22 protein-coding genes are annotated in these 24,708 nt (G+C 63.5%); 9 read left to right on the top strand and 13 right to left on the bottom strand.

Going from position 1 to position 24,708, the window contains the following annotated elements; all coding sequences use genetic code 11:
- The first annotated feature begins 94 nt into the window (after nt 1-94).
- From EN874_RS10490 to EN874_RS10475, 4 genes are all read left to right on the top strand, one after another.
- On the top strand, nt 95-706 hold the full coding sequence (locus EN874_RS10490; RefSeq protein ID WP_127424712.1) for a sulfite oxidase-like oxidoreductase: 612 nt from the start codon (nt 95-97) through the stop codon (nt 704-706).
- A gap of 24 nt (nt 707-730) precedes the next feature.
- A complete protein-coding gene (locus EN874_RS10485; protein ID WP_127424711.1) occupies nt 731-1,477 on the top strand; it encodes a ferredoxin reductase in 747 nt (248 codons plus the stop codon).
- A gap of 533 nt (nt 1,478-2,010) precedes the next feature.
- Nucleotides 2,011-2,217, top strand: a complete 207-nt coding sequence (locus EN874_RS10480; RefSeq protein WP_127424710.1) for a DUF680 domain-containing protein — start codon at nt 2,011-2,013, stop codon at nt 2,215-2,217.
- Between the two features lie 156 nt (nt 2,218-2,373).
- A complete protein-coding gene (locus EN874_RS10475; protein ID WP_127424709.1) occupies nt 2,374-2,604 on the top strand; it encodes a DUF680 domain-containing protein in 231 nt (76 codons plus the stop codon).
- A 79-nt stretch (nt 2,605-2,683) separates the two neighbouring features.
- Here the strand turns inward: EN874_RS10475 and ugpC are convergent, their stop codons facing one another.
- The 5 genes from ugpC to EN874_RS10450 all read right to left on the bottom strand — a co-directional run bounded on the left by ugpC (nt 2,684) and on the right by EN874_RS10450 (nt 9,300).
- Nucleotides 2,684-3,796: a sn-glycerol-3-phosphate ABC transporter ATP-binding protein UgpC gene (gene ugpC / locus EN874_RS10470; protein ID WP_127424708.1), complete on the bottom strand. Its 1,113-nt coding sequence runs from the start codon at nt 3,794-3,796 to the stop codon at nt 2,684-2,686.
- Between the two features lie 35 nt (nt 3,797-3,831).
- A complete protein-coding gene (locus EN874_RS10465) occupies nt 3,832-5,496 on the bottom strand; it encodes an alpha-glucosidase (protein WP_127424707.1) in 1,665 nt (554 codons plus the stop codon).
- 4 nt (nt 5,497-5,500) lie between these two features.
- Complete coding sequence (locus EN874_RS10460; RefSeq protein WP_127424706.1) at nt 5,501-6,655, bottom strand: carbohydrate ABC transporter permease; 1,155 nt, start codon at nt 6,653-6,655, stop codon at nt 5,501-5,503.
- A 1-nt stretch (nt 6,656) separates the two neighbouring features.
- Complete coding sequence (locus EN874_RS10455) at nt 6,657-7,670, bottom strand: sugar ABC transporter permease (protein ID WP_127424705.1); 1,014 nt, start codon at nt 7,668-7,670, stop codon at nt 6,657-6,659.
- A 274-nt stretch (nt 7,671-7,944) separates the two neighbouring features.
- Complete coding sequence (locus EN874_RS10450; RefSeq protein ID WP_127424704.1) at nt 7,945-9,300, bottom strand: ABC transporter substrate-binding protein; 1,356 nt, start codon at nt 9,298-9,300, stop codon at nt 7,945-7,947.
- A 360-nt stretch (nt 9,301-9,660) separates the two neighbouring features.
- On the opposite strand from EN874_RS10450, the gene EN874_RS10445 reads away from it, so the two are divergent.
- Nucleotides 9,661-10,683, top strand: coding sequence for a substrate-binding domain-containing protein (locus EN874_RS10445; protein WP_127424703.1), 1,023 nt, complete (start codon nt 9,661-9,663; stop codon nt 10,681-10,683).
- A 31-nt stretch (nt 10,684-10,714) separates the two neighbouring features.
- On the opposite strand, the gene EN874_RS10440 is transcribed toward EN874_RS10445, so the two are convergent.
- Entirely contained in the window at nt 10,715-12,253 is a 1,539-nt protein-coding gene (locus tag EN874_RS10440; protein WP_127424702.1) for a winged helix-turn-helix domain-containing protein, read from the bottom strand.
- A gap of 109 nt (nt 12,254-12,362) precedes the next feature.
- Between EN874_RS10440 and EN874_RS10435 the strand changes: the two genes are divergently transcribed.
- The 4 genes from EN874_RS10435 (at nt 12,363) to EN874_RS10410 (ending at nt 17,195) form a co-directional block, all read left to right on the top strand.
- Complete coding sequence (locus EN874_RS10435) at nt 12,363-13,187, top strand: class II aldolase/adducin family protein (protein WP_127424701.1); 825 nt, start codon at nt 12,363-12,365, stop codon at nt 13,185-13,187.
- Between the two features lie 30 nt (nt 13,188-13,217).
- Nucleotides 13,218-14,255: a methyltransferase gene (locus tag EN874_RS10430; protein ID WP_127424700.1), complete on the top strand. Its 1,038-nt coding sequence runs from the start codon at nt 13,218-13,220 to the stop codon at nt 14,253-14,255.
- Between the two features lie 475 nt (nt 14,256-14,730).
- Complete coding sequence (locus EN874_RS10420) at nt 14,731-16,503, top strand: adenylate/guanylate cyclase domain-containing protein (protein ID WP_127424699.1); 1,773 nt, start codon at nt 14,731-14,733, stop codon at nt 16,501-16,503.
- A gap of 404 nt (nt 16,504-16,907) precedes the next feature.
- A complete protein-coding gene (locus EN874_RS10410) occupies nt 16,908-17,195 on the top strand; it encodes a hypothetical protein (RefSeq protein WP_127424697.1) in 288 nt (95 codons plus the stop codon).
- Between the two features lie 161 nt (nt 17,196-17,356).
- On the opposite strand, the gene EN874_RS10405 is transcribed toward EN874_RS10410, so the two are convergent.
- The 7 genes from EN874_RS10405 to EN874_RS10375 all read right to left on the bottom strand — a co-directional run bounded on the left by EN874_RS10405 (nt 17,357) and on the right by EN874_RS10375 (nt 24,692).
- Nucleotides 17,357-18,805: a S8 family serine peptidase gene (locus EN874_RS10405; RefSeq protein ID WP_127424696.1), complete on the bottom strand. Its 1,449-nt coding sequence runs from the start codon at nt 18,803-18,805 to the stop codon at nt 17,357-17,359.
- The gene (locus tag EN874_RS10400; RefSeq protein WP_127424695.1) at nt 18,795-19,463 is read right to left on the bottom strand and encodes an anti-sigma factor; all 669 of its coding nucleotides are present in this window, start codon (nt 19,461-19,463) and stop codon (nt 18,795-18,797) included. Before EN874_RS10400 ends, EN874_RS10405 begins: the two co-directional genes overlap by 11 nt.
- Nucleotides 19,460-20,026 carry a sigma-70 family RNA polymerase sigma factor gene (locus EN874_RS10395; RefSeq protein ID WP_126086348.1) on the bottom strand — a complete coding sequence of 189 codons (567 nt, stop codon included), beginning with the start codon at nt 20,024-20,026 and terminating at the stop codon, nt 19,460-19,462. The genes EN874_RS10400 and EN874_RS10395 overlap by 4 nt, the downstream gene beginning before the upstream one ends.
- A gap of 278 nt (nt 20,027-20,304) precedes the next feature.
- Nucleotides 20,305-21,144: an alkaline phosphatase family protein gene (locus EN874_RS10390; RefSeq protein ID WP_127424694.1), complete on the bottom strand. Its 840-nt coding sequence runs from the start codon at nt 21,142-21,144 to the stop codon at nt 20,305-20,307.
- Nucleotides 21,145-21,238: 94 nt separating this feature from the next.
- Nucleotides 21,239-22,894: an ABC transporter ATP-binding protein gene (locus EN874_RS10385; protein WP_127424693.1), complete on the bottom strand. Its 1,656-nt coding sequence runs from the start codon at nt 22,892-22,894 to the stop codon at nt 21,239-21,241.
- On the bottom strand, nt 22,894-23,721 hold the full coding sequence (locus EN874_RS10380) for an ABC transporter permease (RefSeq protein ID WP_126086345.1): 828 nt from the start codon (nt 23,719-23,721) through the stop codon (nt 22,894-22,896). Before EN874_RS10380 ends, EN874_RS10385 begins: the two co-directional genes overlap by 1 nt.
- Nucleotides 23,722-23,732: 11 nt before the next feature.
- Complete coding sequence (locus EN874_RS10375; protein WP_127424692.1) at nt 23,733-24,692, bottom strand: ABC transporter permease; 960 nt, start codon at nt 24,690-24,692, stop codon at nt 23,733-23,735.
- Nucleotides 24,693-24,708 lie beyond the last annotated feature (16 nt).

Here is a 24,708-nt window from a genome sequence, read left to right as displayed (position 1 = left end):
GCAGGCTCTGCCCGCAAGATTTAGGTTGCCCGCAAGAGTATCTTCGAGAACACTGCCGCGGACCGGCTGGCGGCTGGTCACAGGAGGCGTCTCGATGGTCACCCGCGGCTTCTTTTCCGGACGGCGTCCTCCTTCCGATACGGATGAGCGCATCCCGCCGGGACAATATCTGGAACAGGGTTTTCCGGTTCTCTCGGCGGGGCCGACGCCGCGCGTGCGCACCGAGGACTGGTCCTTCACGCTCAAGCACGGACCGCGGCCGATCAAGAAATGGAGCTGGGCCGAGTTCAACGCCCTGCCGCAGAACAAGATGACCCGCGACATCCATTGCGTGACCGCCTGGACCAAGTTCAACACGCCCTGGCAGGGCGTGCTGATCGACGACATCCTGGCGGACGCCGGCATCGAGCCGCCGAGCGGTTTCACGCTGGCGCATTCCTTCGACGGCTATTCGACCAATGTGCCGACCAAGGACCTCGTCACCGGCAAGGCGATGGTGGCGCTGCTTTACGAGGGCAAGCCGATCACCCCCGACCACGGCGGACCGGCGCGGCTTCTGGTGCCGCATCTCTACTTCTGGAAATCGGCCAAATGGGTGAACGGTCTGCAGTTCACTGAACGCGACGAGCCGGGGTTCTGGGAACTGCGCGGTTATCACATGTATGGCGATCCGTGGCGCGAGCAGCGCTATTCAAGTGATCCGTAAGCGGCGATCCGTGAGTGGCGATACATGAGCGCCGAACCGCAGCCGCAGTCGCCCTGGCAGACGGCCACGATCACCCGCATCGAAAAGCGCACGCCGCGCGTCACCAGCTTCTGGTTCCAGCCGTCGCGCCCGTTCACCCATCTGGCCGGGCAGCATGTCGACGTCAGGCTGACGGCGCCGGACGGCTATCAGGCGCGCCGTTCCTATTCCATCGCCTCGGCGCCGGAGGCGGGCGCTGGCATCGAGCTGGCGATCGAGCGGCTCGACGATGGCGAGGTTTCGCCCTTCTTCCACGATGTTGCCGAGATTGGTGACGAGATCGAACTGCGCGGACCGCTCGGCGGCCACTTCATCTGGGAGGCGAGCGACGGCGGACCGATCCTCCTGGTCGGCGGCGGCTCCGGCGTCGTGCCGCTGATGGCGATGGTGCGCCACCGCGCCTTGCAAAAATCGGCCGCGCCGATCGCGCTGGTGTTCTCGGCGCGGGTGTGGGACGAGGTCATCTTCCGCGACGAACTGATCGGCCTCGACGGCCGCCGCGACGGCTTCGATCTGGCGCTGACGCTGACGCGCGAACAGGCCCGGCGCCCCTCCGACTATTCCCGGCGCGTCGATGCCCGGATGATGATGCAGGCGATGGAGCGGCTGCCCAAGGCGCCCCGGCTAGCTTTCGTCTGCGGCTCGAACGCGTTCGTGTCGGCCGCCGCTGAAGCCCTGATCGAAGCGGGCGTTCCGGCAGGGTTCATACGCACCGAGCGTTACGGGGTTTGAAGCAACTCCACGGGAAGGGGCATAGCCGGAATTCTACGCGGCTCGGCCCGCGTGTGCCTCGATTGCCGGGTACGGGCTTCGATACCGCTGATCGACTGTCGGGACCGCCCGAAAGCGTCTAATTCCGCTTCGCGGTCCGGCTTCGGCTGGCGGCCGGCAATGCCTCCGAATCAGGTCCCGATCGGCCCCAAATGGGTTAACGGTATCGAAAAGTGACTATTAGGAGATTCTAAAATCGAACCGAACGGTTCGTTTCCGTTGACGGTGCGTGCAGGAGGGGTGAACATTGGCGCTCCGATACACTTGGTGAGCCAAGCGGCATTGTCAAACAAAGTATTGATTCAACATCGAAAAAAATGGTTGCTAGGCATGCTTATTACAATTTCAAGGGGTGGAATCATGGTCCAGCCGGAACAACTTCGTGATTGGAATCCGGCCGCCGGCTTGCCCACATCGGAGCAGTCCGAACGACGCGATTTCATTTCCCAAGACACGCCGCCACACGGACGGAAAAAGATACTGGAGTACCAAAAATGAAAAAGATTGTTCTTACTGCCGCCGCACTTCTGGCCATTTCCGGCAGCGCCTTCGCTGGTAGCGAAAACTACGGTTCCAACGGCGCCAATCAGCCGGCTGCCTCGGTCGACACTTCCTATACGGCTTCGGTCCACAAGTCGGACCAGGCCGTTCAGCAGCCCGTAACCCAGGGCGCGGACCGCAACCTTTTCGGCAACAACTAACAGCCGATTGCCGACCATGATCCGGATATGAGGGACCATGGCCGCCGAGAGACAGACGGCGGGTTGTCCCGCCGTTTTCAATGCATGTTGCCCCAAAACCGTGCAGCGGTTTTGGGCAACGGCATGCATCAGATCAGGAATTCAGGAGTATTGAAAATGAAGAAGATCGTTCTTGCCGCAGCGGCCGTTTTGGCCCTGTCCAGCGCCGCTTTCGCGAGCAGCGACAACTATGGCAACAGCGGCGTCAACCAGCCGGCCCCCGCCGTCGACACGACGCGCACCTCGTCGACCAGCGCCGACTCGCCGGTCTACAAGCTGTTGAACTCGTCGGATGACGCGCACAAGTCGGCCCCGCAGGGCAGCGACCGCAACCTGTTCGGCCGCTAACAGCCCCAGGCAGTTGAAAAAAGAGCGGCGGGCTTTGGCCCGCCGCTTTTTCGTTTGCCGGAGCGGAAGAACGCCGGCCTCAAGCCGCCTTCGCCTCGGCGCGATGCAGCGTGAAGGAGTGGCCGTCCGCGTCGAAGATGTGCAGGTCGCCGGCGCTGGCGTTGAGCCGCAAGGTCTCGCCGCGCTTGACCTCGACATTGCCCGGCAGCTTGGCCACCAGCGGCAGGTCGGCCCGGCCGATGTCGACATAGACGAGCTGAACCTCGCCGAGCTGCTCGATGTAATCCACCTTGCCTTCGAACAGGTAATCCGTGCCGGTGGCGATCGCGAGATCCTCCGGCCTGACCCCGAAGCTGACCGCCGCGCCGTTCGCCGAGGCGGGCGTTGCGATCGGCACCGTCGCCTTGCGGTCGCCGACATGGCTGACCACTGTCGGGTTGCCGGCTTTCTCGATCTTCGCCGGCAGGATGTTCATGGCCGGCGAGCCGATGAACTGGGCGACGAACAGGTTGCCCGGCCGCTTGTAGAGCTCCATCGGCGTGCCGACCTGCTCGACGACGCCTTCCTTCAGCACCACGATGCGGTCCGCCAGCGTCATCGCCTCGACCTGGTCGTGGGTGACGTAGATCATCGTCGTGTTCGGCATCTGCTCCTTCAGCTTGGCGATCTCGATGCGGGTGGCGACACGCAGCGCCGCGTCGAGGTTCGACAGCGGCTCGTCGAACAGGAACACTTTCGGATTGCGCACGATGGCGCGGCCGATGGCGACGCGTTGGCGCTGGCCGCCCGACATCGCCTTGGGCAGCCGGTCGAGATACTTGGTGAGCTGCAGGATTTCGGCCGCCTGCCGCACCCGCTTGTCGATCTCGGCCTTGCTTTCCTTGCCGATCTTCATCGAGAAGGCCATGTTGTCGTAGACCGTCATATGCGGATAGAGCGCATAGGACTGGAACACCATCGCGATGCCCCGCTTTGACGGCGGCACGTCGTTCACCACCTCGCCGTCGATTTTGAGCACGCCGGACGTGATCTCCTCCAGGCCGGCGATCGACCTCAGCAAAGTCGACTTGCCGCAGCCCGACGGCCCGACAAAGACGATGAACTCGCCCGATTTGATGTCGAGGTCGATGCCGTGGAGAATGTTGAGGTTGCCGTACGATTTCTTCACCTGGTCCAGCGTGACATCGGCCATGGTTTTCTCCTCCCAGTGATTGTCCGTTCTAGAACTCAGTCGATACGCCCGAACCAAGCGCCATACCCGCCGAGGCGGATGAGCCCGGTGCCAGCTTGTCCCGAAAAGCCGTGTCCCGGCAAGGGTTGCAGCGAGCCTTTGCCGAGATCGACCTCTGCAGGCTTGCTGCCGAGGTTGAAGACGCAGGCGATGCGTTCGTTGCCTTCGCGCCGCGTGAAGGCGACGGTGTCGCCGTCGCTTTCGATGAAATCGATGTCGCCCTTGCCCAGCGCCGGATGCTGGCGCCGGAAGGCGAGGAAGCGCCGATAGTGTTCGAGCAGCGAACTCGCATCGCCCTGCTGCACGTTCACCGCTTGCGAAAGATGCTTGCCCGGCACCGGCAGCCAGGGCTTGGCGGTCGAGAAGCCGCCGTTCTCGGCCGCCGCTTCCCACACCATCGGCGTGCGGCAGCCGTCGCGGCCCTTGAATTCCGGCCAGAAGCGAATGCCATAGGGGTCCTGCAGGTCCTCGAACTTGAGCTCGGCCTCGCCGAGGCCGAGCTCCTCGCCCTGGTAGATGCAGACCGAGCCGCGCAGCGACATCAACAGCGCCGAGATCACCTTGAGATAGGCGGCCGGATCGGGTTCGTTGGCGGCCCAGCGCGAGGCCACGCGCATCACGTCATGATTGGAAAAGGCCCAGCAGGACCAGCCGTCGCTGGCGACCCGCCCGAACGCCTCCAGCACCGCGCGCACCTTGGCGGCGCTGATCTTCTCGGGCGCCAGGAAATCGAAGGAATAGCACATGTGGACGCGCTTGCCGTCGGCGGTGTAGGCGGCCACCACTTCCAGCCCGCGCTGCGAGTCGCCGACCTCGCCGACGGCGGCTTGCGCCGGATATTCGTCGAGGAGCGCGCGGAAGCGCTCGAGGAAGCCGAGATTCTCCGGCCGGCTCTTGTCGTAGATATGGTCCTGGTAGTTGTAGGGGTTGACCGCCGGCGCCGTCTGGTCGTTGCGCTCTTCCGGCGGCAGCGGCGGATTGTCCTCCAGCCCCTGGCTGTGGAAGTAGAAGTTGATGGTGTCGAGCCGAAAACCATCGACGCCGCGCTCCAGCCAGAAGCGGGTGACGTCGAGCAGCACATCCTGGACTTCCCGGTTGTGGAAGTTGAGGTCCGGCTGCTCGGCCAGGAAATTATGCAAGTAATATTGCTGGCGGCTGGTGTCCCACTGCCAGGCCGAGCCGCCGAAGATCGACAGCCAGTTGTTGGGCGGCGTGCCGTCGGGCTTGGCATCCGCCCAGACATACCAGTCCGCCTTCGGATTGGTCCGGCTGGAGCGGCTTTCCTTGAACCAGGGGTGGATGTCGGCGGTGTGCGACAGCACCTCGTCGATCATCACCTTGAGGCCGAGGCGATGCGCTTCCGCGACCAGCGCGTCGAAATCGGCCAGCGTGCCGAACATCGGGTCGACGTCGCAATAGTCCGACACGTCGTAGCCGAAATCCTTCATCGGCGATTTGAAGAAGGGCGAGATCCAGATCGCGTCGACGCCGAGCGAGGCGATGTAGGGCAGGCGCCGCACAATGCCTTTCAGGTCGCCGATGCCGTCGCCGTTCGAGTCCTGATAGGAACGCGGATAGATCTGGTAGATCACCGCGCCCCGCCACCAGTCGCGGTCGACGGCGGGGTCCGGTCTCGAAGTCACCTTCAAAGCCGATTGCATTTTTTCAACCTCCTTTCACCGAGCCGGCAAGCAGCCCGCGGACGAAATAGCGCTGCAGCGAGAAGAAGACGATCAGCGGCACGATGATGGTCACGAAGGCCGATGTCGTCAGGATCTCCCAGTCGCCGCCGCGCGAGCCGAGCAGCGCGTTGAGCTTGGCCGTCAGCACGATCTGATCGGCCTCCGTGCCAAGGAAAACCATCGCCACCAGCAGATCGTTCCACACCCACAGGAACTGGAAGATGGCGAAGGAGGCAAGCACCGGGAACGACAGCGGCAGCACGATCTTGACGAAGATCTCGAAATCGCTGGCGCCGTCGATGCGGGCCGATTCCATGATCTCGCGCGGCAGGCCGGCAATGTAGCTCCTCAGCAGATAGATGGCGAAGGGCAGGCCGAAGCCGGTATGCGCCAGCCAGATGCCGAGATAGGTCTTGGACGGCACGCCGAAGAAAGAGCCGACGCCGTTGTAGAGCTTCAACAGCGGGATCAGTGACATCTGCAGCGGCACCACCAGCAGGCCGATGATGACGGCGATCAGCAGCGCCCGGCCGGGAAAGCGCATCCAGGCCAGCGCATAGGCCGCGAAGGCGGCGATCAGGATCGGGATGACGGTCGAGGGGATGGTCACCGTCAGCGAGTTCATGAAGGAGCGGCCGATGCCTTCGGAGAACAGCACCGTCTGGTAATTGTCGGTGGTGAATTTCGGCGGCGCCGACGAGGCGAAGTAGACGCGCTGGCCGCGCTCGCCCTCGAAAGCCTTCGGCGAGGAGAGGACGTAGCCGCCGTCGGCATTCATCTGCAAGGTGACGCCGTCGCCGAGATCGGCCGCCGTGCCGGCCGCGTATTGCGTCGGCGCCGAGGACTTGACGCCGAAGGCGCTGATGTTGCGTTTGGCGCCGTCGCCGAAGATGTTGCCCTCGATGACGTATTTGCCGTCCTTCTGCGCCTGCGCCGAAGCGGCCGGCAACCGTCCGGCTTCGGTCTGGCTGGAACTGGCGAAGGAATTCCACCAGCCCGACGCGATGATCTGGTCCTTGTCGCGCAGCGACGAGACGAGGATGCCGAGCGTGGGCACGGTCCAGATCGCCACGAAGACGAGCACCGCGATGTGGACGCCGAAGCGGCTGGCAAAGGACTTTCCGGTCTTGGCGGACATCTCAACGCCCTCCCGTCTCTTTGTTGGCCTGGCGGATGTTCCAGACCATGATCGGAATGACGGCGATCATGATGATGATGGCGATCGTGGCGCCGCGTCCGAAGTCGCCGCCGCCGCGGAACATCCAGTCGAACATCAGGTTGGCGAGCACCTGGCTGTTCCATTGGCCGTTGGTCATCGTCAGCACGATGTCGAACACCTTCAGCACCAGGATGGTGATGGTGGTCCAGACGACCGCGATGGTGCCCCAGATCTGCGGCACCATGATCTTCCAGAAGATCTGGAACGGATTGGCGCCGTCGATGACCGCGGCCTCCAGCGTCTCTTCCGGAATGCCGCGTAGCGCCGAGGACAGGATCACCATGGCAAAGCCGGTCTGGATCCAGATCAGGATCACCATCAGGAAGAAGTTGTTCCAGAAGGGCAGGGATATCCACACCTGCGGCTGGCCGCCGAAATACTGGATGATGGCGTTGAGCAGACCGATCTGGACCTGGCCTTCGCCGCGATACTCGTAGATGAACTTCCAAATCACGCTGGCGCCGACGAAGGAGATCGCCAAAGGCAGGAAGATCAGGCTCTTGGCGATCGTGCCCCACCAGATCTTGTCGGTGAGCACGGCGATGATCAGCCCAAGGAAGGTGCATGCGGCAGGCACCACGGCGAGCCAGACGATGTTGTTGAGGATCGAGTTGCGGAACTCGCGGTCGCCGAACGCCCATTCGTAGTTGGCGAGGCCGACGAAGCTCGCGCCGCCGCGGTCGAGGAAGGAGAGCCTCAGCGTCTCGACGACCGGATAGATCAGGTAGATCGTGAGGATGATCATCGCCGGTCCGACGAACAGCCACGGCCGCACCAGCCCCTGCCGGCGCAGATTGTCGACGGCGGCAGTGCCGGAGACGCCGCGCGACGGGAAGACGACGTCGAGCAGCTTGTTGGCGCCCCAGAAATAGGCGACACAGCCGCCGACGCCGATGATGATGACGAATATGGCCGAGAAAATCTGAGCCGCCATGGGTCCCTCTCCCTGCGCATGACCGGCCAGGCGATGCTGGCGATCGGCTTTACTTAAAGCGCGTCGCGATTTTCAAGGTTCGCCCTGAGCGCTTTAAGACCTTGTTTTGATGCATGTCGTCTCCCCAAAACCGCCACGCACTTTTGGGCGACATGCATTATTCGGAACAAACGAGACGCGAAGGCTTCCGGCGGGCGCCGCCGGTCGGATCCGGGCCATGGCCCGGATCCAGTAGGAGGATCAGCAAGTCCGATGCTTTGCCGCCATGAGCGGCTTACTTGATGGCATCCCAGCTCTTCTGGATGTCGGTGGCGACGTCCTGGGCGGACTTGCCGCCGACGAGGTCGATCATGCCGGTCCAGAAGGAGCCGGCGCCGATCTTGCCGGGCATCAGGTCTGAGCCGTCGAAGCGGAAGGTCGAGGCGTTGGCCAGGATGTCGCCCTGCTTCTTCAGCGCTTCGCTGGCATAGGCTTCCTTGTTCACCGCCTTGTAGGGCGTCACGAAGCCGCCCTGGGCCATCCAGATCTCATGCGCCAGCGGCATCTTGAGGAAGTCGATGAAGGCGCGCGCGCCCTTGGAGTCCTTGGTGATCATCACCAGCGTGCCGGCGCCGAGCACGGGATTGCCGAGATCGGGCTTGGAAGAATAGGGCGGATAGTAGAAGAAGTCGGCGTCCTGGCCGACCTTGGTTCCCTCCGGGAAGAAGGTCGGAATGAACGAAGCCTGCTTGTGCATGTAGCACTTCGGCGGCACCGAGAAGAGGCCCTTCGGGCTGTCGCGGAAGTCGGTCGCCGCCACGGCCTTGGCGCCGCCGTCGACCATCTTGTCGTCGGTGGCGATCTTGCCGAAGATGTCGATGGCGTTGACCACGGCCGGGTCGTTGAACGGGATCTCGTTCTTCACCCACTTGTCGTAGACGTCTGGCGTCTGGGTGCGGAGCATGATGTCCTCGACCCAGTCGGTCGCCGGCCAGCCGGTGGCGCCGCCCGAGCCCAGCCCGATGCACCAGGGCTTGCCGCCGTCGGCGATGATCTTCTTCTCGAGTTCGGCGAGCTCTTCCTGCGTCTTGGGCACCTTGTAGCCGGCTTCCTCGAAATTGTCTGGCGAGTACCAGACCAGTGACTTCACGTCGGCCTTGTAGGGGAAGGCGAAGAAGCCGGGCTTGCCGTCCTTGTCCTTGAAGGTGCCGAGGTCGACCCATGACTGGCCGGCGCCGTAATTGTCCTTGACCCATTTGGCGGTGTCGTCGCCGAGCGGCGTGAGCAGGCCTTTGGAGGCCAGGTCCTGGATCAGGCCCGGCTGCGGCAGCACGGCGATGTTGGGCGGGCTGCCCGCCTGCGTGTCGATGACGATCTGCTGTTCGTAATTCTCCGACGAGGAGTATTTGATCTCGGCGCCGGTGGCTTCCTGGAAATATTCGAGCACGGTGCGCACCAGGCCCTCGTCCTCGCCGCGCCATGGCCCGAAGATGGTCAGCGTCTCGCCCTTCAGGTCGACTTTCTTGAGCTCGTCGTAGTTCGCCCAGTGGAAGCGCGGGTCCTCGCCCGGCTTGAATTTCAGTTCGGCTTGCGCCGGCAGGCTGAAGGCGAGCGCGGCGAAAGCGGCGCCCAAGAGAAGCATTTTCTTCATCGCAATTCCTCCCAGTGGTCAAAACAGTTCGGACGAAACCTCCATCTCGTCCGCCGACGCCCGCGGAACTGTGACTCAGCGAGAAGGCAACCGCAACCTTTCGGAGAGTCTTCCAAAGCGCTTTGGCCCTTTCGATCTCGCCACTGAATTGGTCGGAAGTCAAGAGGGTTGCGGTACTAATCGATTTAGGTCTTCGACCGACTGGTCGAAAAGTGCGCTGCAGCATGCTTTTTTGGCGCTGCAGCAGCAATTTTCGCTTCAAACTGCCGCGAGCCGTCACTAAGGTCATCATGCGCGACGATAGCGCAGCAATCATCGGATCGATTCAAATTGAAAGCGCTTTGAGGCTGGAGGCCTCCGATGAACCTCAAGCAACTGTCGCACATGCTGTCGCTTTCGCAGACCACGGTGAGCCGGGCGCTCAACGGCTATCCTGAGGTCAGCGAGGAGACGCGGCGGCGCGTGATGGACGCCGCCAAGCGCCATGGCTACCGGCCCAATCCGAGCGCCAGGCGGCTGGCCACCGGCAAATCGGGCATGATCGGCTATGTGCTGCCGACCGGCGCTGCCGTCGACATCGATCCGCATTTCGTCGAGTTCCTTTCCGGCCTCGGCGACTATGCCCGCTCGCACGAGCTCGACCTCGTGCTTTCGCCGGCCGATGCCGACGACCAGGAAACCACCTATCGCCGCATCGTCGCGAACCGCCAGGTCGACGCGGTCTACATCTCCTCGCCGCGCCCCGCCGACCGGCGGCTGGCGCTGGTCAACACGCTGGGCATTCCCTTCATCGTCCACGGCCGCAGCGAGGGGTTCCAGTTCGACTATCCCTATCTCGACATCGACAATGAAGGCGCCTTCCGCGAGGCGGCGCGGCTTCTCGTCCAGCTCGGCCATAAGCGGCTGGCGCTGATCAATGGCGACGACCGCGAGACCTTCGCCATCCACCGCGAGCGTGGGGTGCGCCGGGCGCTTGCCGCGAGCGGGCTGACGCTCGGCGAGCGCCACATCTGCTCGCTGACCATGACCGAGGAAAACGGCTACCGCGCCGCCCGCCGCCTGCTCGGGGAGAGCGAGCCGCCGACAGCGATCGTCTGCTCCAGCCTGATCATGGCGCTGGGCGTCGCGCGCGCCGTGCGCGATCTCGGCCTGACCATTCCGGGCGACCTGTCGCTGGTCGCCCACGACGACGTCTTCCCCTGGCTGCGGCCGGAGAATTTCCCGGTGCCGCTGTCGACGACGCGTTCCTCGATCCGGCTTGCCGGCGCCCGTGTCGCCGAACGGCTGGCGGCTCGCATATCCGGGCTGGAGGAGGGGGCGCGGGGCGAAGTCTGGCCGGTCGATCTGGTGGTGCGGGGGTCGGTGGCGGGGGCACCGGGGTAGGGTCGAACTCGACCTTCACTCTTTGCTGCGGCTATCTCAGCCCTGCGATGCTTAATCCTTCGATGTACAGGGCCCTATCCAATTCATGTACGATCGGGTGATATTTCTCGACCCACTCAAGGGAAAGCGAGGGCTGCAGCCGTCGAGCCTGCGAGAGAGCCTTGCCAGCGAGGGCACGGTCACCCGCCATGCCTGCAGAGGCCGCGAGCGTACGCCATGCGGTCCCGAAATAGGGTCGAAGCTCTACCGCGCGGCCTTCGTATTCCGCGGCCTCGGCGAAGCGTTTGGCCACGAAATGGCACAGCCCCGCCGTCGACAGGCTTGCGGCCTGCGTGAAGTCCCGAGGGCTAAGGCGGTCTGCGATGGCAAGATGGTGCAAGCCATCCTCGGGCATGCCGCCGTAGCCATAGACGCATCCCAGGATTATGTGGGCGAAGGCAAAGCTCGGGTTGAGGACAATCGCCTCCGTCAACGCTGCCACAGCCTGGTCGAAGTGACGCGAGGCTATGTGCACAAAACCTGAGGCGCAGTGCGTCCAGGGATCTTCCGGATCGCCGCGGATTGCCCGTTGGGCCATATCCCGGGCGAGAGGAAGAGCATCTCGAGGTTCGGCCAGTCCGAGCGTCACCCGCGCCGCAAGCGCCCAAGCGAGCAGGCAGTTGGCACGGGGATAGTCGGGGTCGATGTCTGTGGCCTTGGTCAGCAGCCGCTCGGCAAATTCGAGCTCCTGTGCCGAACCCCACGTCCAGACATAGGGCATCGCTTTCATCGCGAAGCCCCAGGCGTCTAGACTGCCGGGCGCCCGACTTTGGAAACGTTCGTGCTCGGCCGCATAGAGCTTTGGCTCGATCGCACCGATCACGCTCTGCACTATCTGATCCTGGAGTGCAAAGAAGTCCACCATCTCAAGATCATAGCGTTCAGCCCATATCTGGCGCCCGTTTTGGGCGTCGCTCGCCCTGGCAGCTATCCTTAAACGCATTCCGGAGCGGCGAACGCTTCCGTCAAGCACATAGCGGACGCCAAGCTCGCGCCCGACATGCTTCACGTCCAACGCCTTGCCGCTATATGCGAAGGATGAGTTGCGGGCGGAGACAAACAACCAGCGTAGGCGCGCAAGACGCATGATGAGGTCTTCCGCAAGACCGTCACCGAAATATTGCTGATGGACGTCGTCGCTGAGGTTGGCGAATGGCAGGACGGCGATGGAAGGGCCGGGCTCGGCCGCCTCGCTGTGATGGCTGGCGCCATCTAGCCGCTCGGGCGCTCCGGTGAAGCGATAGCCGACCCGAGGAACCGTCGCTATCCAGTCCTCGCCGTCGGGGGCGGGGCCGAGAAGTTTTCTGAGCGATGCGATCTGCACAGACAGGTTACCCTCCTCTACCGCCGTCCCCGGCCACGCCGCATTGATCAGCTCGGATTTGCTGAGCACTTCGCCAGGTCGCTCCACCAGCGCCTCAAGCAGGAGCAGCGCGCGGTAGCCGACGGGAATCGGAATCTTTTTCCGGAGCAGGGTTCCTGTCTCTGCATTCAGGACGAAAGGGCCGAAGACGAAACGACATCCTTGCATACGACGGATTTTATAGCCGCCCCGAGACTTTTTGTAACTATTAGGCAGAGCTTAAGGACGTCACCCGCCGATTGCGTCAACGTTGTCCAAACTGCACTAGGAGGAGACAATGACTGTACCTTTTGAATCGGCGGCCCGCTCTGATCTCGAACAGGCCAAGAAGGCTGCCTACGACCCAGCCTTCAGAGGCATCTCCGCCCCGAGCTTTGCCAGCCTTCTCGATGAGCGACAGCACCGCAAAGGGCGCCTCGCCGGCGCTTTCCGCATCTTCGCCGCGTTCGATTTCAGCGAAGGTGTCGCAGGCCATATCACTGCACGCGATCCGGAGTTTACAGACACATTCTGGGTCAATCCCTTCGGTATGCATTTTGGGCAAATCAGGGCCAGCGACTTGATCCGAGTTGACCGCGAGGGCAACGTGGTCGAGGGGGTAGGCCCGCTCAACGTCTCTGCCTTCGCCATCCACGCGGCAATTCACGAGGCTCGCCCGGAGATTGTCGCCGCAGCGCACGCCCATTCTATCTATGGCAAGGCCTGGTCCGCGGTCGGCCGCCTGCTCGATCCGATTACACAGGATGCCTGCGCTTTCTATGAGGACCACGTTTTCTTCGACGATGCGCGAGTAGTCGTTACGGAGGCCAGCGAAGGTGCCGACCTCGCACGCTGCCTCGGCTCGCACAAAGCTGCGATTCTGCGCAACCACGGACTGTTGACCGTTGGCCGGACGATCGAGGAGGCGGTCTGGTGGTTCGTCGCGATGGAGCATTGCTGTCAGGCGCAATTTCTTGCCGAGTCTGTCTGCAAGCCACTCCTGATCGACCACTCAAACGCTCGCGCAGCTCGCGCTGTGAATGGCACTCCCTTCTCCGGTTGGTTCCAGTGCCAGCCGCTGTGGGACCAAATCGTGAGAGTACAGCCGGATCTGCTCAAATAGTCAGGCGGATCGCGTGAGAGGCTAGCATCAATGTCGGCGAACACCGGATGCGACAATACGTCGGCTACCATGGCGCTGCTTCACATGGCTGCCGGAGGATGGATAGGCCAGTCGGTCCATGTCGCCGCCAAGCTTGGGATCGCGGACGTTCTGGAGAGTGGACCGAAAACTCCACATGAGATCGCAACGACCACAGGGTCTCACCCTGAGGCTCTCCATCGGCTGCTGCGCACGTTGGCGAGCCTGGGCATCTTTGCGGAAGATGAGGAGGGCCGTTTCGGTCTCACGGCGATCGCTGACGGGTTGCGGTCGCAAGCGCCCGTCTCCCTGCGGGCCTTTGCGATCATGCTGGGCGAGGAAATGCTTTGGCGCCCTTGGGGCGATCTCCACCATGCCGTGCAGACTGGCGAGGCGGCCTTCGCCCATGTTGGCGATGGATTGTACGACTACCTCGAAGCACACCCGGCGGCAGCGGCCATTTTCGACGCGGCGATCACGGACCGCGCACGCCAGGAGAACAAGGCGGTCGTCGACGCCTATGACTGGTGGCCGGAAACGATCGTAGATGTCGGCGGTGGACAGGGTTCGTTGCTCACCATGATCCTGGCTCACCCTCCCAATGCCCGTGGTGTGCTCTTTGAGATGCCGCATGTGGCCGATGGGGCGAAAAAAATGATTGAAAGGACCGGCCTGGGCTCCAGATGTGCGGTGGTCAGCGGCGACTTTTTTCAAAGTGTGCCAACAGCGGGCGATCTCTACCTGATGCGGCGTGTGGTGCACGGCTGGAGCGATGAAAGCGCAACTGTCATCCTCCGGAATTGCCGCAAGGCAATGACACATCATGGGCGGCTTCTCATCGTTGAGCACGTGCTTGCTCAGGGAAATGCTCCGTCCTGGGGAAAAATGCTGGATCTGCAACAACTCGTTCTGAGTGCCGGAGGACGCGAGCGGACCGAGAAGGAATTTGCGCACCTGCTTGCCGCAGCAGGGTTTAAGCTGGAACGCGTGATCTCCACATCTTCGACGGCAAGCCTCATTGAGGCAGTCCCCGTTGCGGAAGTCAGTTGATATCGTTGCTATGGCCCACGCGTCGCAGTTGCGCCTCATGTCAGCCGAAGAGGCAGGCAGCGGCTCGAACCGGCGGCCGCGGCCTTTGCCGCAACCGGTGCCGTCACCGAGTATTCGAGAGCCCCACTACGGGGCGCCAAATAGGCCGTCATCGAGTATCTCGTTGGAAGTCCAGCAAATGATGCCATCGCGGTCCAGCAAGGACTGACCGACTAGCAGACGTTGAAGGTTGAGGCGGTCTACCCCATGGCGTTCGAGAGCTTCGAGGGCCCGCAGCAGTTCAAGTTCAACACATCCGCCAGACTGGCAAAGTCAGCCTGATCTCTGTCCACTCCCACGGGCGCACTCTGCTAGGGTGTCAATTTTGCATGCCGATCCACACATAACCGAGCAGGTTGTCGCCCCCTCCGCATCCCGATAGACTAACCCTATCGTGCACAATAGGCTCAATCTCTCGAGTCGGAAGGCCAACAAAATGGCCGAAGAGCGCTTTCGGCGAAAGCTCGCGGCAATCCTTGCGGCCGACGTGGCCGGCTACAGCCGAATGACCGAGACCGACGAGGAAGACACACTCAATCGGCTCAGGCGCCTTCGCACCCAAACCATCGAGCCTCTCATCGCTGAGCATCGCGGCCGCGTCGTGAAGCTGATGGGCGACGGCGCGCTGGTCGAGTTCGCAAGTGCGGTCGATGCCGTTCGCTGCGCTGTCGAAATCCAGGGCAGGGTGGCTGACCTCGACGCTGACACGCCAAGTGCGCGGCAGATCAGGTTCCGGATCGGCGTTAACCTTGGCGACGTCGTCGTCGATGACGACGATCTGCTCGGCGACGGCGTGAACATCGCCTCTCGGCTAGAGCAGTTGGCCGAGCCTGGCGGCATCTGCATATCGGCCAAGGTGTTCGAAGAGGTTGGAAACAAGTTGGACCTGGTGTTCGAGGACATGGGCGAGCGCGAGGTCAAGAACATTGCCCGACCGGTCAGGGTCTATGGACTGAAGGTCTCGGCCGTTTCGCCGTTGGTCGACGTCTCGGCGCCGGTGGCCGGATTTGCCGGCCGGCCGGCGATTGCCGTCCTGCCGTTCGACAACATGAGCGGCGATCCCGCCCATGGGTTCTTCGTCGACGGACTGACCGAGGACCTCATCCTGCGGCTATCGAGCTGGAAGTGGTTTCCGGTGATCGCGCGGAACTCGACCTTCGTCTTCAAGGGCCACGCGGTGGACATCCGCGACGTCGGCCGCAAGCTAGGTGCCCGCTACGTGGTCGAAGGCAGCGTCCGCAAGTCGGGCAACCGCATCCGGGTGACGGCGCAACTGATCGACGCCACCGATCACCGCCATGTCTGGGCCGAGCGCTACGATCGCGACCTCGCCGACACCTTCGCGGTCCAAGACGAGATCACCGACAGGATCGTTGGCGCGCTCGAGCCGGTCATCGGCGACGCCGAGCAGCATCGCGCCCGCGTCGGGCGCCCCGAAAATCTCGACGCCTGGGAGCTGTGCCAGCGTGCGTTCTGGCACTACTACCGCGTGAACCGGCAGGACCAGCAACTGGCCAAGGAATGGTTCTGCAAGTCGATCGCAATGGATCCTGAACTCGCCATGGCCTGGGGCGGTCTGTCGATCGCCTGCTACTATGACGTCGTGACCAGCTGGACGTCCGACGTCGGCGGCTCGATCGAAGAAATGCGGGCAGCGGGCCTGAGAGCCGTGGCGATCGGTGACCACGGTCACCTGGGCCGTTTCGGCCTGGGTTTCGCACATATCTACAGCCGCCAATATGACTCCGGCATTCGCGAAATGGAGCGGGGAATCGAAGAGAATCCGAGTTCCGCGCACGGATATTATCTATACAGTATGGCGCATATGTTTGCCGGGCACTCGGGGCGTGCTGTTGAGGGGGTGGGAAGGGCGCTGAGGCTGAGTCCGCGCGACTATCACATCGCGCAGCTGATTTCGGCGGCGACGATAGCTAACGTAGTGGCCGGCAACTATGAGCAGGCGATTATGTTCGGCGAGAATGCCACTGCTCGCGCACCCGAGCATCCGCTGGCGCACCGCAATCTGGCCGTTGCACTGGCAAGCTTGGGACGGATGGACGAGGCCAGGGCAGCGATTGGCAATTTCAAACGCCTGGTTCCGAGCTACTCGATCGAAACCTTCCGAAGAGCGATGCCGTTCAAGGACTCCAAGGACGCTGATGCGGTGATTGGTCCGTTACGGAGGCTTGGAGTGCCGGAGAGTTCCTGACGCCGGCGGCAGGCATTGTCTACGACGAGCTGGAATGCTGCGGGGAAGGCTGAAGATCCCGCGCCCCAGACCAGCCGAACAGCGCCAAGCGGCCAGCTGAAAAACTAGAGCAATTCCAGGAAAAATGCGCAGCAGTTTTCCGTTTGGAGTTGCCTAAAAACAAATAGTTAGAGCTGTTCGGCGATTCTATCAAACGCTGAGCCGCCCTAGCACTCGATAGATCGATCCTAAGGGTGATTTCCGCCTGGCGGCGCTCCACGTTATTGCAAGACGTTCAAATTTGAGCTTTCGCGCTCATGCTTTGTCGAGAGTATCTCCCATAGTCTCTTATACCTTCTGCGCCCATGAGTTTTGGCCGTTTTGAAGCGCCCTGGCGACGATTGACGACGAAATAGGAGAACGCAATGACCCGCACTCACGTTGAACGTCTTGCAGAGTTCAGGGAAATCCTGGTCGCGACTCGACGCGAAGGCGTCCGTAACGTGCACCATACACGCGACGCGATGCGGGCAAGTGGCTTTCAGATAGGGGACAGCGATGGCTCCAGCTACGGTGCCCAGCTGAAGGCGCTCCAAGAACAAATCGAGGCGGTCGATCGCGCCATCGAAGATGAGAAACGGTTGGCCCTGGCTATCGAAGGGGAGGCTCAATCCCCCCGACCGACCAAGCCGAGAATCGTGAAGAGAGCATAGAGGCAACTGCGACCGTTGGTGGCGCTGGGCTTCATACTTATCGAGAGCTTCATCGACGCGCCCGAAGGCCGGCGCTGCGAGCGCATTGCGCGGGCCCATTTCGGTCATCGGCGGCCACCCACTTGATCAAGTGTTGGGCGCGATCCGACTCGACGAAAGGTTCACTCCTTCGCCGCTCCAGCCGCCTTTATATCCAGCAGGCCATAGCCGAAATCATTGTCCCGCCCCTTCGGGCCAAGATCCTTCGCGGTGGCGGCCAGCGCCTTCTCGATGTCGTCCGCCGAGCGGTCGGGCGCGGCGTGGATCAGGTTGGCGATGGCGCCGCTGACAATGGCTGCGGCGAAAGAGGTGCCGGTCACCACATCCGAGCCAGTGCCGCTCGGCGCCACCATCTCCACCCCTGGCGCCGAGATGAACACATAGGCGCCGCGATTGGCCTGCGCCATAAGCCCGTCCTTGGCGTCGGTGGCGGTCACCGCGATGACGCCGTCGAAGGCCGCCGGGTAGCCATACGGCGCCTTCGGGCCGTTGTTGCCGGCCGCCGCGACCAGCACCATGCCGAGCGCGCGCGCATTGCGGCAGGCGGTGCCGAGCAGGTCGTTCTTCGGGCCGACGAAGCTCATGTTGATGATGCGCACGTCCTGTTCAGCGGCCCAGTCAAGCGCCGACAGGATGACGTCCATGGTCGACTTGCCGCCTTCGAAGGCGCGCGCGTGATAAATCCTGGCGCCCGGCGCCATGCCTTCCAGCGCGCCGACGCCGGCGATCAGCCCGTCGACCGAAGTGCCGTGGTCGCGCTTCTCGATCGGCACTTTCGGCATGGCGTCGAACTGGTCGGCGATCACGCCTTTCAGCGCCGGGTTGGTGTCGTCGATGCCGGTGTCGATGACGGCGACGCGCACATTCTCGCCGCTCGCTTGGCTGGCATCGAGCGCGATGCGCTCGAAGGCGTAGTTCACGATGCCGGCCGCCTGCTGCAGCGAATAGATGTGGTTCGGCTCGCGCCGCTGCGTGCGGCCATCGGCGGCAAGCTGCGCCAGCACCACGCCGACCGGCCGTCCGTCGGGAATGCCGAAGCGCACCAGCGTGCCGCCGAGCAGCCGTGACTGGCGCTCTGAGCGCACCTGCAGGCCGAAGGCGGTGGCGATCTGCTGCACCGCCCCGGCATCGCCTTGCACCGTCACCAGCACCTCGTCGGGAACGAACTCGCCGCTGACTGCGCGCGGCGGCGCGGCCAAATTGAGACCCGTGGGCGGTGTGACGGGGCCGCTTGGCGGGGGACCGGGCACTGGAGCTGGCGTGTTCGTTGGGCTGCTTGGTCGCGACCCTCCATTCGACGGGTTTGAGGGCGCCGGACTTGCCGGGGAATTCGGAAACAGGTCGACGATCAGCGCAGGCATGAACACGGCAGCCGTGCCTGCGCCTGACTTGCTGCCATCGCTCTTGCCGCCGCCATTCTTGTCGCAATCGGCGCCGGCTGCCGTCGTGCGGTTCAGGCAGTCGACTTGCTTCTGCGAAATGCTCGGATCGTTGGTCTGCGCAAAGGCGGGCGCGGCGACAAATGCCGCCGTCAGGATTGCCGCATGAAGAATGACCGCCTTAGCCGCCATCGACCGGTTTCCTTCCCTGCATCACAGCCTCCGCGAAAGGCTGGGCGGCAATAAGGCCGACGAGCTTGTCGTAGTCGGCCGCGTTGCTCGCCGGGATGGTCAGATGGAAGACGCCGTCGGCGGTCGGCCCGCTGGCTATCTTCAGCCCATTCTGGCCGAGGAAGGCGGCGATGTCCGACATCCTGGCATCCGCCTTGAACTTCACCAGGGCGAAGGGCAGCTTCGCCAGGTCGTCCTCGGCGCCGGCGATCTCGAAGTCGTTGCCCTTGCCGCCGGGCTGCTCGAAGGACTGCACCACGACCAGCGCAAGGAGCGCCGCGGCCGCCGCCCAGGCCACGCCGGCGGGCATTGCGGTAACCCGGCCGAAGATGCTCGCCAGCCATGACTGGCCGGCGGGCGGGCGCACCGGACCGGCCTCGGCGTCGAGTGCCCTGGCGAAGCGCGAGAGCGCATCCGCCGGCGGGCGGATCGCCTCGTTGGCGGCGGCGGTGCCGGAGAACTCGGCCTCCGCCTCGCCAAGGGCCGCCATCGCAGCCGGATCGGAGGCCAGCCATTCCTCGACGGCTTCCAGCTCGGCGCCTTCCAGCGAGCCGTTCAGGTAGAACGGCAGCAGCGTCTCCATCTCGTCGCGGCGCGACATTTTCTCAGCGGCGCTCATGGCCACCCCCTGTCGTAGCCGGCGGCCTTCAGCGCCTCGCCGAGTTTCTTGCGGGCGTAGAACATCCTCGTCTTGACCGTCGCGACCGGGATATTGAGCACCTCGCCGATCTCGGTCACCGACTGGCCGTGATAGTAGGCGAGGTCGATCACCGTGCGGTGTTCCTCCGGCAAGGCATCGACGAAGCGGCGCAAGGCGGCGGCCTTGTCTTCCTTCATGGTAACGATTTCCGGCGTGTCGGCGCTGTCGGGAACCTGCGCCGCGTCGTCGTCGTCGATCCAGTCTTCCTTCTTCTTGCGCAGCAAGGACAGCGCCTTGAAGCGCGCGATGCCGAGCAGCCAGGTCGAGACCTCGGAGCGGCCTTCGAAGCCCGGCGCCTGCCGCCACAGCTCGAGAAAGACCTCATTGGTGATATCGTCGGCCATCATTTCCGATCCCGTCTGGCGCGCCACGAAGCGGTAGATCCGCGCGTGGTGACGCATGAACAGGAGCCGCACGGCGGCCCTGTCGCCCTTCGCGACCCGGTCTACAAGCGCGCGATCGGTTTCCGTCGCCGCGTTCATGGCCGGTCGAGCCGCCTGGCTCCTCGTGGCTCTGTCGCTGATCGGTCCAAAAAGGTTCATCCTCCGCCAAGGAATTTTCGGAAGCTAACCGAAGAAAGGGGAGGTTGCCAGAGGCAGGACTTCCCCTTCTCCCCTTGTGTGGGAGAAGGTGTCGCCGAAGGCGACGGATGAGGGGTGCTCCAGGGAACGCCAACGTCTCACTCCGCTGGAACACCCCTCATCCGTCTCGGCGCTGCTCGCCGATCCACCTTCTCCCACAAGGGGAGAAGGAGGTCGCCTCACTCCAAAAATACCGTCGCCTTCATCGTCTCGGGTATCGCCACACCGAGCCGGCTCAGCACCGTCGGCGCGAGCTGCAGCTGGTCGAGCCGCGTGTCGGCTTCGGGGCCTTTGGCCGGGCCGAAATAATAGAGCGCGAAATCCTGCATCTCGTCGTCGTGTCCGCCGTGATGGCCGCGGTCGGTCTGGCCGTGATCGGCGGTGACGATCACTTCATAGCCGGCTTCGCGCCAGCCGGGCAGGAAGGCGGCGAGCATGCCGTCGACCGCGTAGCAGGCATGGTCCATCTCGTGACAGTCGTGACCGAAGCGATGGCCCATCGAGTCCAGCGTGCAGGTGTGCAGGATGCCGTAGTCGATGCCGTGGCGCCGCGTCAGCATCGTTAGCGTCGCGAACAGGTCGACGTCGCTCGGCGTCATCTGGTTCTTGAGATTGTAACCGGTCATGGTGTGGAAGCGGCCATGCGTGATCGGTCCGCCGGGCTCGTCGAATTCCATGTCCTCGACCAGGTCGAACGGATGGGAGCGGAAGAACTCCGACCAGTAGGAGTGGGTCACAGCGCCGGTCTTGCCGCCGGCCTTGCTGACCTCGGAGAAGATATCGGGCTGCTCGACCCGGAACCGGTTCTCGTTCGACAGGATGCCGTGCACCTGCGGCGTGACCCCGGTGTGGATCGAGGCGTAGCAGCAGGCCGAGGTCGACGGCAGCACGGAACGCATCTTCCACACCCGCGCTTCGCCGGACTGCGCCCAGCCTTCGAGATTGCCCATCAGCCGGCGCCAGTTGCGGTAGGGCACGCCGTCAAGGATGATGAGCAGCAGTTTGGATCTGAGCGCCACGGGCGGCTCCATGCGGTCTTTGGGGAGAGGTCAGCATCGAAGGCTTGGCCAATCCGGCCAGCCTCATGGACGCTGCAGGAAGAGGAAGCCAGCCTCAGTTGCCGGCGCTCTCCATGCGCCGGCCTGCGATCGCCTTCTCCAGCCAGCCGATCTCCATTTCGGGCACGGATGACAACAGAAGGTCGGTGTAGGCGTCGAAGGGTGGCGTCAGCACCTTGCTCTTGGCGCCGTAGCGGACAACCTCGCCGCGATACATCACCGCGATCGAATCGGCGATCGACTTCACGGTCGCGAGGTCGTGGGTGATGAACAGATACGCGACCTTCTCGACCTGCTGCAGGTTGAGCAGCAGCTTGAGGATGCCGTTGGCGACCAGCGGGTCGAGCGCCGACGTCACCTCGTCGCAGATGATCAGCTTCGGCTTGGCGGCGAGCGAGCGGGCGATGCAGACGCGCTGCTTCTGGCCGCCGGAAAGCTCGGCCGGATAGCGGTCGATGAAGCCCTTGCCCATCTCGATCTCGTCGAGCAGTTCGGCAACGCGCTTGTCGCGCTCGCGGCCCCTCATGCCGAAATAGAACTCCAGCGGCCTGCCAATGATGGTGCCCACCGTCTGGCGCGGGTTCATCGCCACGTCGGCCATCTGGTAGATCATCTGCAGCTGGCGCAGGTCCTCCTTCGGCCGGTCGGAAAGCTTGTTGCCGAGCGTGCGGCCGTCGAAGACGACGCTTCCCTGCTCGGGCGGCAACAGTCCGGTAATGGCGCGCGCCAGCGTTGATTTGCCGGAGCCGCTCTCGCCGACGACGGCAAGCGTCTGGCCAGGATGGATGTCGACCGAGACGTTCTTCAGCACCTTGACGTGGCCGCCGCCATAGGCGGCCGTCACATTCTTCACCGACAGCATCGGTGCCGTGCCGGGCTGCTGCTCCTTGTGCTCGATCTCATGCACCGAGACCAGCGCGTTGGTGTATTCCTGGCGCGGCTCCTTGATGATCTGGCGGGTGCCGCCCCATTCGACCAAGCGGCCGTGGCGCAGCACCATGATCTCGTCCGACACCTGCGCCACGACGGCGAGGTCGTGGGTGATGTATAGAGCCGCCACATGCGTGTCGCGGATGGCGTCCTTGATCGCCGCCAGCACGTCGATCTGCGTCGTCACGTCGAGAGCGGTGGTCGGCTCGTCGAAGACGATCAGATCCGGCTCCGAGCACAGCGCCATCGCCGTCATCACGCGCTGCAGCTGGCCGCCCGACACCTGGTGCGGGAAACGCTCGCCGATGGTTTCGGGGTTGGGCAGGCTGAGCTTCTTGAACAACGCTACGGCGCGTTTCTCGGCCTCGGCCCGGGTGGCGGTGCCATGCAGGAGCGAGGCTTCCACCACCTGGTCCATCAGCCGGTGCGCCGGATTGAAGGCCGCCGCCGCCGACTGCGCGACATAGCAGACCTCGCGGCCGCGCAATTTGCGAAAGCCTTCCTTGCCGCCTTTCAGGATGTCGCGGCCGTTGAGGATGACCTCGCCGCCGGTGATGCGCACGCCGCCGCGGCCGTAGCCCATGGACGATAGCCCGATCGTCGACTTGCCGGCGCCGGATTCGCCGATCAGCCCGAGCACCTTGCCCTTTTCCAGGGTCAGCGACACGTCGTGCACGAGCGTGATCGTCTTCGGCGCTTCGCCGGGCGGATAGACCGTCGCTTCGATGCGCAGATTGCGGATGTCGAGAAGCAGTCCGGATTTCGCTTTGCTGTCAGCCATCAGCCGCGTCCTCCCTTCAGGCTCGTCGTGCGGTTGAGCACCCAGTCGGCGACGAGGTTGACCGAGATCGCCAGGGCCGCGATCGCCGCCGCCGGGATGAGCGCGGCCCCGATGCCAAAGACGATGCCGTCCTTGTTCTCCTTCACCATGCCGCCCCAGTCGGCATCCGGCGGCTGCACGCCGAGGCCGAGGAAGGACAGCGTCGACAGGAACAGCACGGCATAGATGAAGCGCAGGCCGAGTTCCGAGACCAGCGGCGACAGCGCATTGGGCAGGATCTCGCGGAAGATGATCCAGCCGCTGCCCTCGCCACGCAGTTTCGCCGCCTCGACATAGTCCATGACGTTGATGTCGACGGCGACCGCGCGCGACAGGCGATAGACGCGGGTCGAATCGAGGATGCCCATCACCAGGATCAGCGTCACCAGGTTGGAAGGCAGCACCGACAGCACGACGAGGGCCATGATAAGCGTCGGTATCGACATCAGGAGGTCGACGAGGCGCGACAGGATCGTGTCGTACCAGCCGCCGAACACCGCGGCCGAGAAGCCCAGGATGGCGCCGAGCGAGAAGGACAGCGCCGTGGCCAGCACGGCGATGAACAGCGTGATGCGGGCGCCGTAGATCATGCGCGAGAGCAGGTCGCGCCCGAGATTGTCGGTGCCCAGCCAATGCGCAGCCGACATCGGTTCCCAAGGGGTATCGCTGACGATCTCGGCATTGCCGTGCGGCGCGATCCATGGTGCGAAGAGCGCCGCCACCACGAACAGGGTGGTCAGCACCAGGCCGATCAGTGCGGGGATGGGAATGCGTCTGATATCCAGCATTTCCGCTCCGCTCACTTAGGATGCCTGAGCCGCGGATTGGCGACGATCGCCGCAATGTCCGCGATGATGTTGAGGCTGATATAGACGGCGGCGAAGATCAGGCCGACCGCCTGCACGACGGGAACGTCGCGCTTGGTGACGTGGTCGACGAGATATTGGCCCATGCCCGGATAGACGAAGATCACCTCGACCACGACGACGCCGACGACCAGATAGGCGAGATTGAGCATGACGACGTTGATGATCGGCGCGATCGCATTCGGGAAAGCATGCTTGCGGATGACGGCAAAGGCGGAAAGGCCTTTGAGCTCGGCCGTCTCGACATAGGCCGATTGCATGACGTTGAGGATCGCCGCGCGCGTCATGCGCATCATGTGGGCGAGCACCACAAGGGTCAGGGCTGCGGCCGGCAGCGCGATCGCCTGCAGGCGCTCGCCGAAAGACATTCCGTCATAGACGGTCGAGATGGCGGGAAACCATTGATGCTGAACCGCGAAGTAGAAGACCAGCAGATAGCCGATGAAGAACTCCGGGAACGAGGTCGAGGCCAGCGCCAGGCCGGAGATCAGCTTGTCGATCCAGCCGTTGCGGTAGCGCACGGCGATGAGGCCGAGAGTGATCGCCAGCGGAATGGCGACGATTGCCGCCCAGAAGGCCAGGAACAGCGTGTTCCAAAGCCGATCCTTGATCGATGTCGCGATGTCCTGCCCGCTCGACATGGCCGTGCCGAGGTCGCCGGTGAGCACGCCGCCCAGCCAGTGGAAGTAGCGGATATAGGCAGGCTGGTTGAGCCCGAGCTGCTCGCGCAGATTGGCGAGCGACTCCGGCGTCGCCGACTGTCCGAGTATGGCTTGCGCGACGTCGCCGGGCAGGATCTGGGTGCCGGCGAAGATCAGGACCGAAACGGCCAGCAGAAGGAGGATGCCCAGCGCAACGCGCTGGGCCACCAGTTTCACGATGGGTGAGGACATCTCCGCAAGGCCGTGC

The sequence above is a fragment of the Mesorhizobium sp. M1D.F.Ca.ET.231.01.1.1 genome, from assembly GCF_003999155.2.
GTDB lineage: Bacteria > Pseudomonadota > Alphaproteobacteria > Rhizobiales > Rhizobiaceae > Mesorhizobium.
This window is presented reverse-complemented; position numbering and strand designations above follow the sequence as displayed.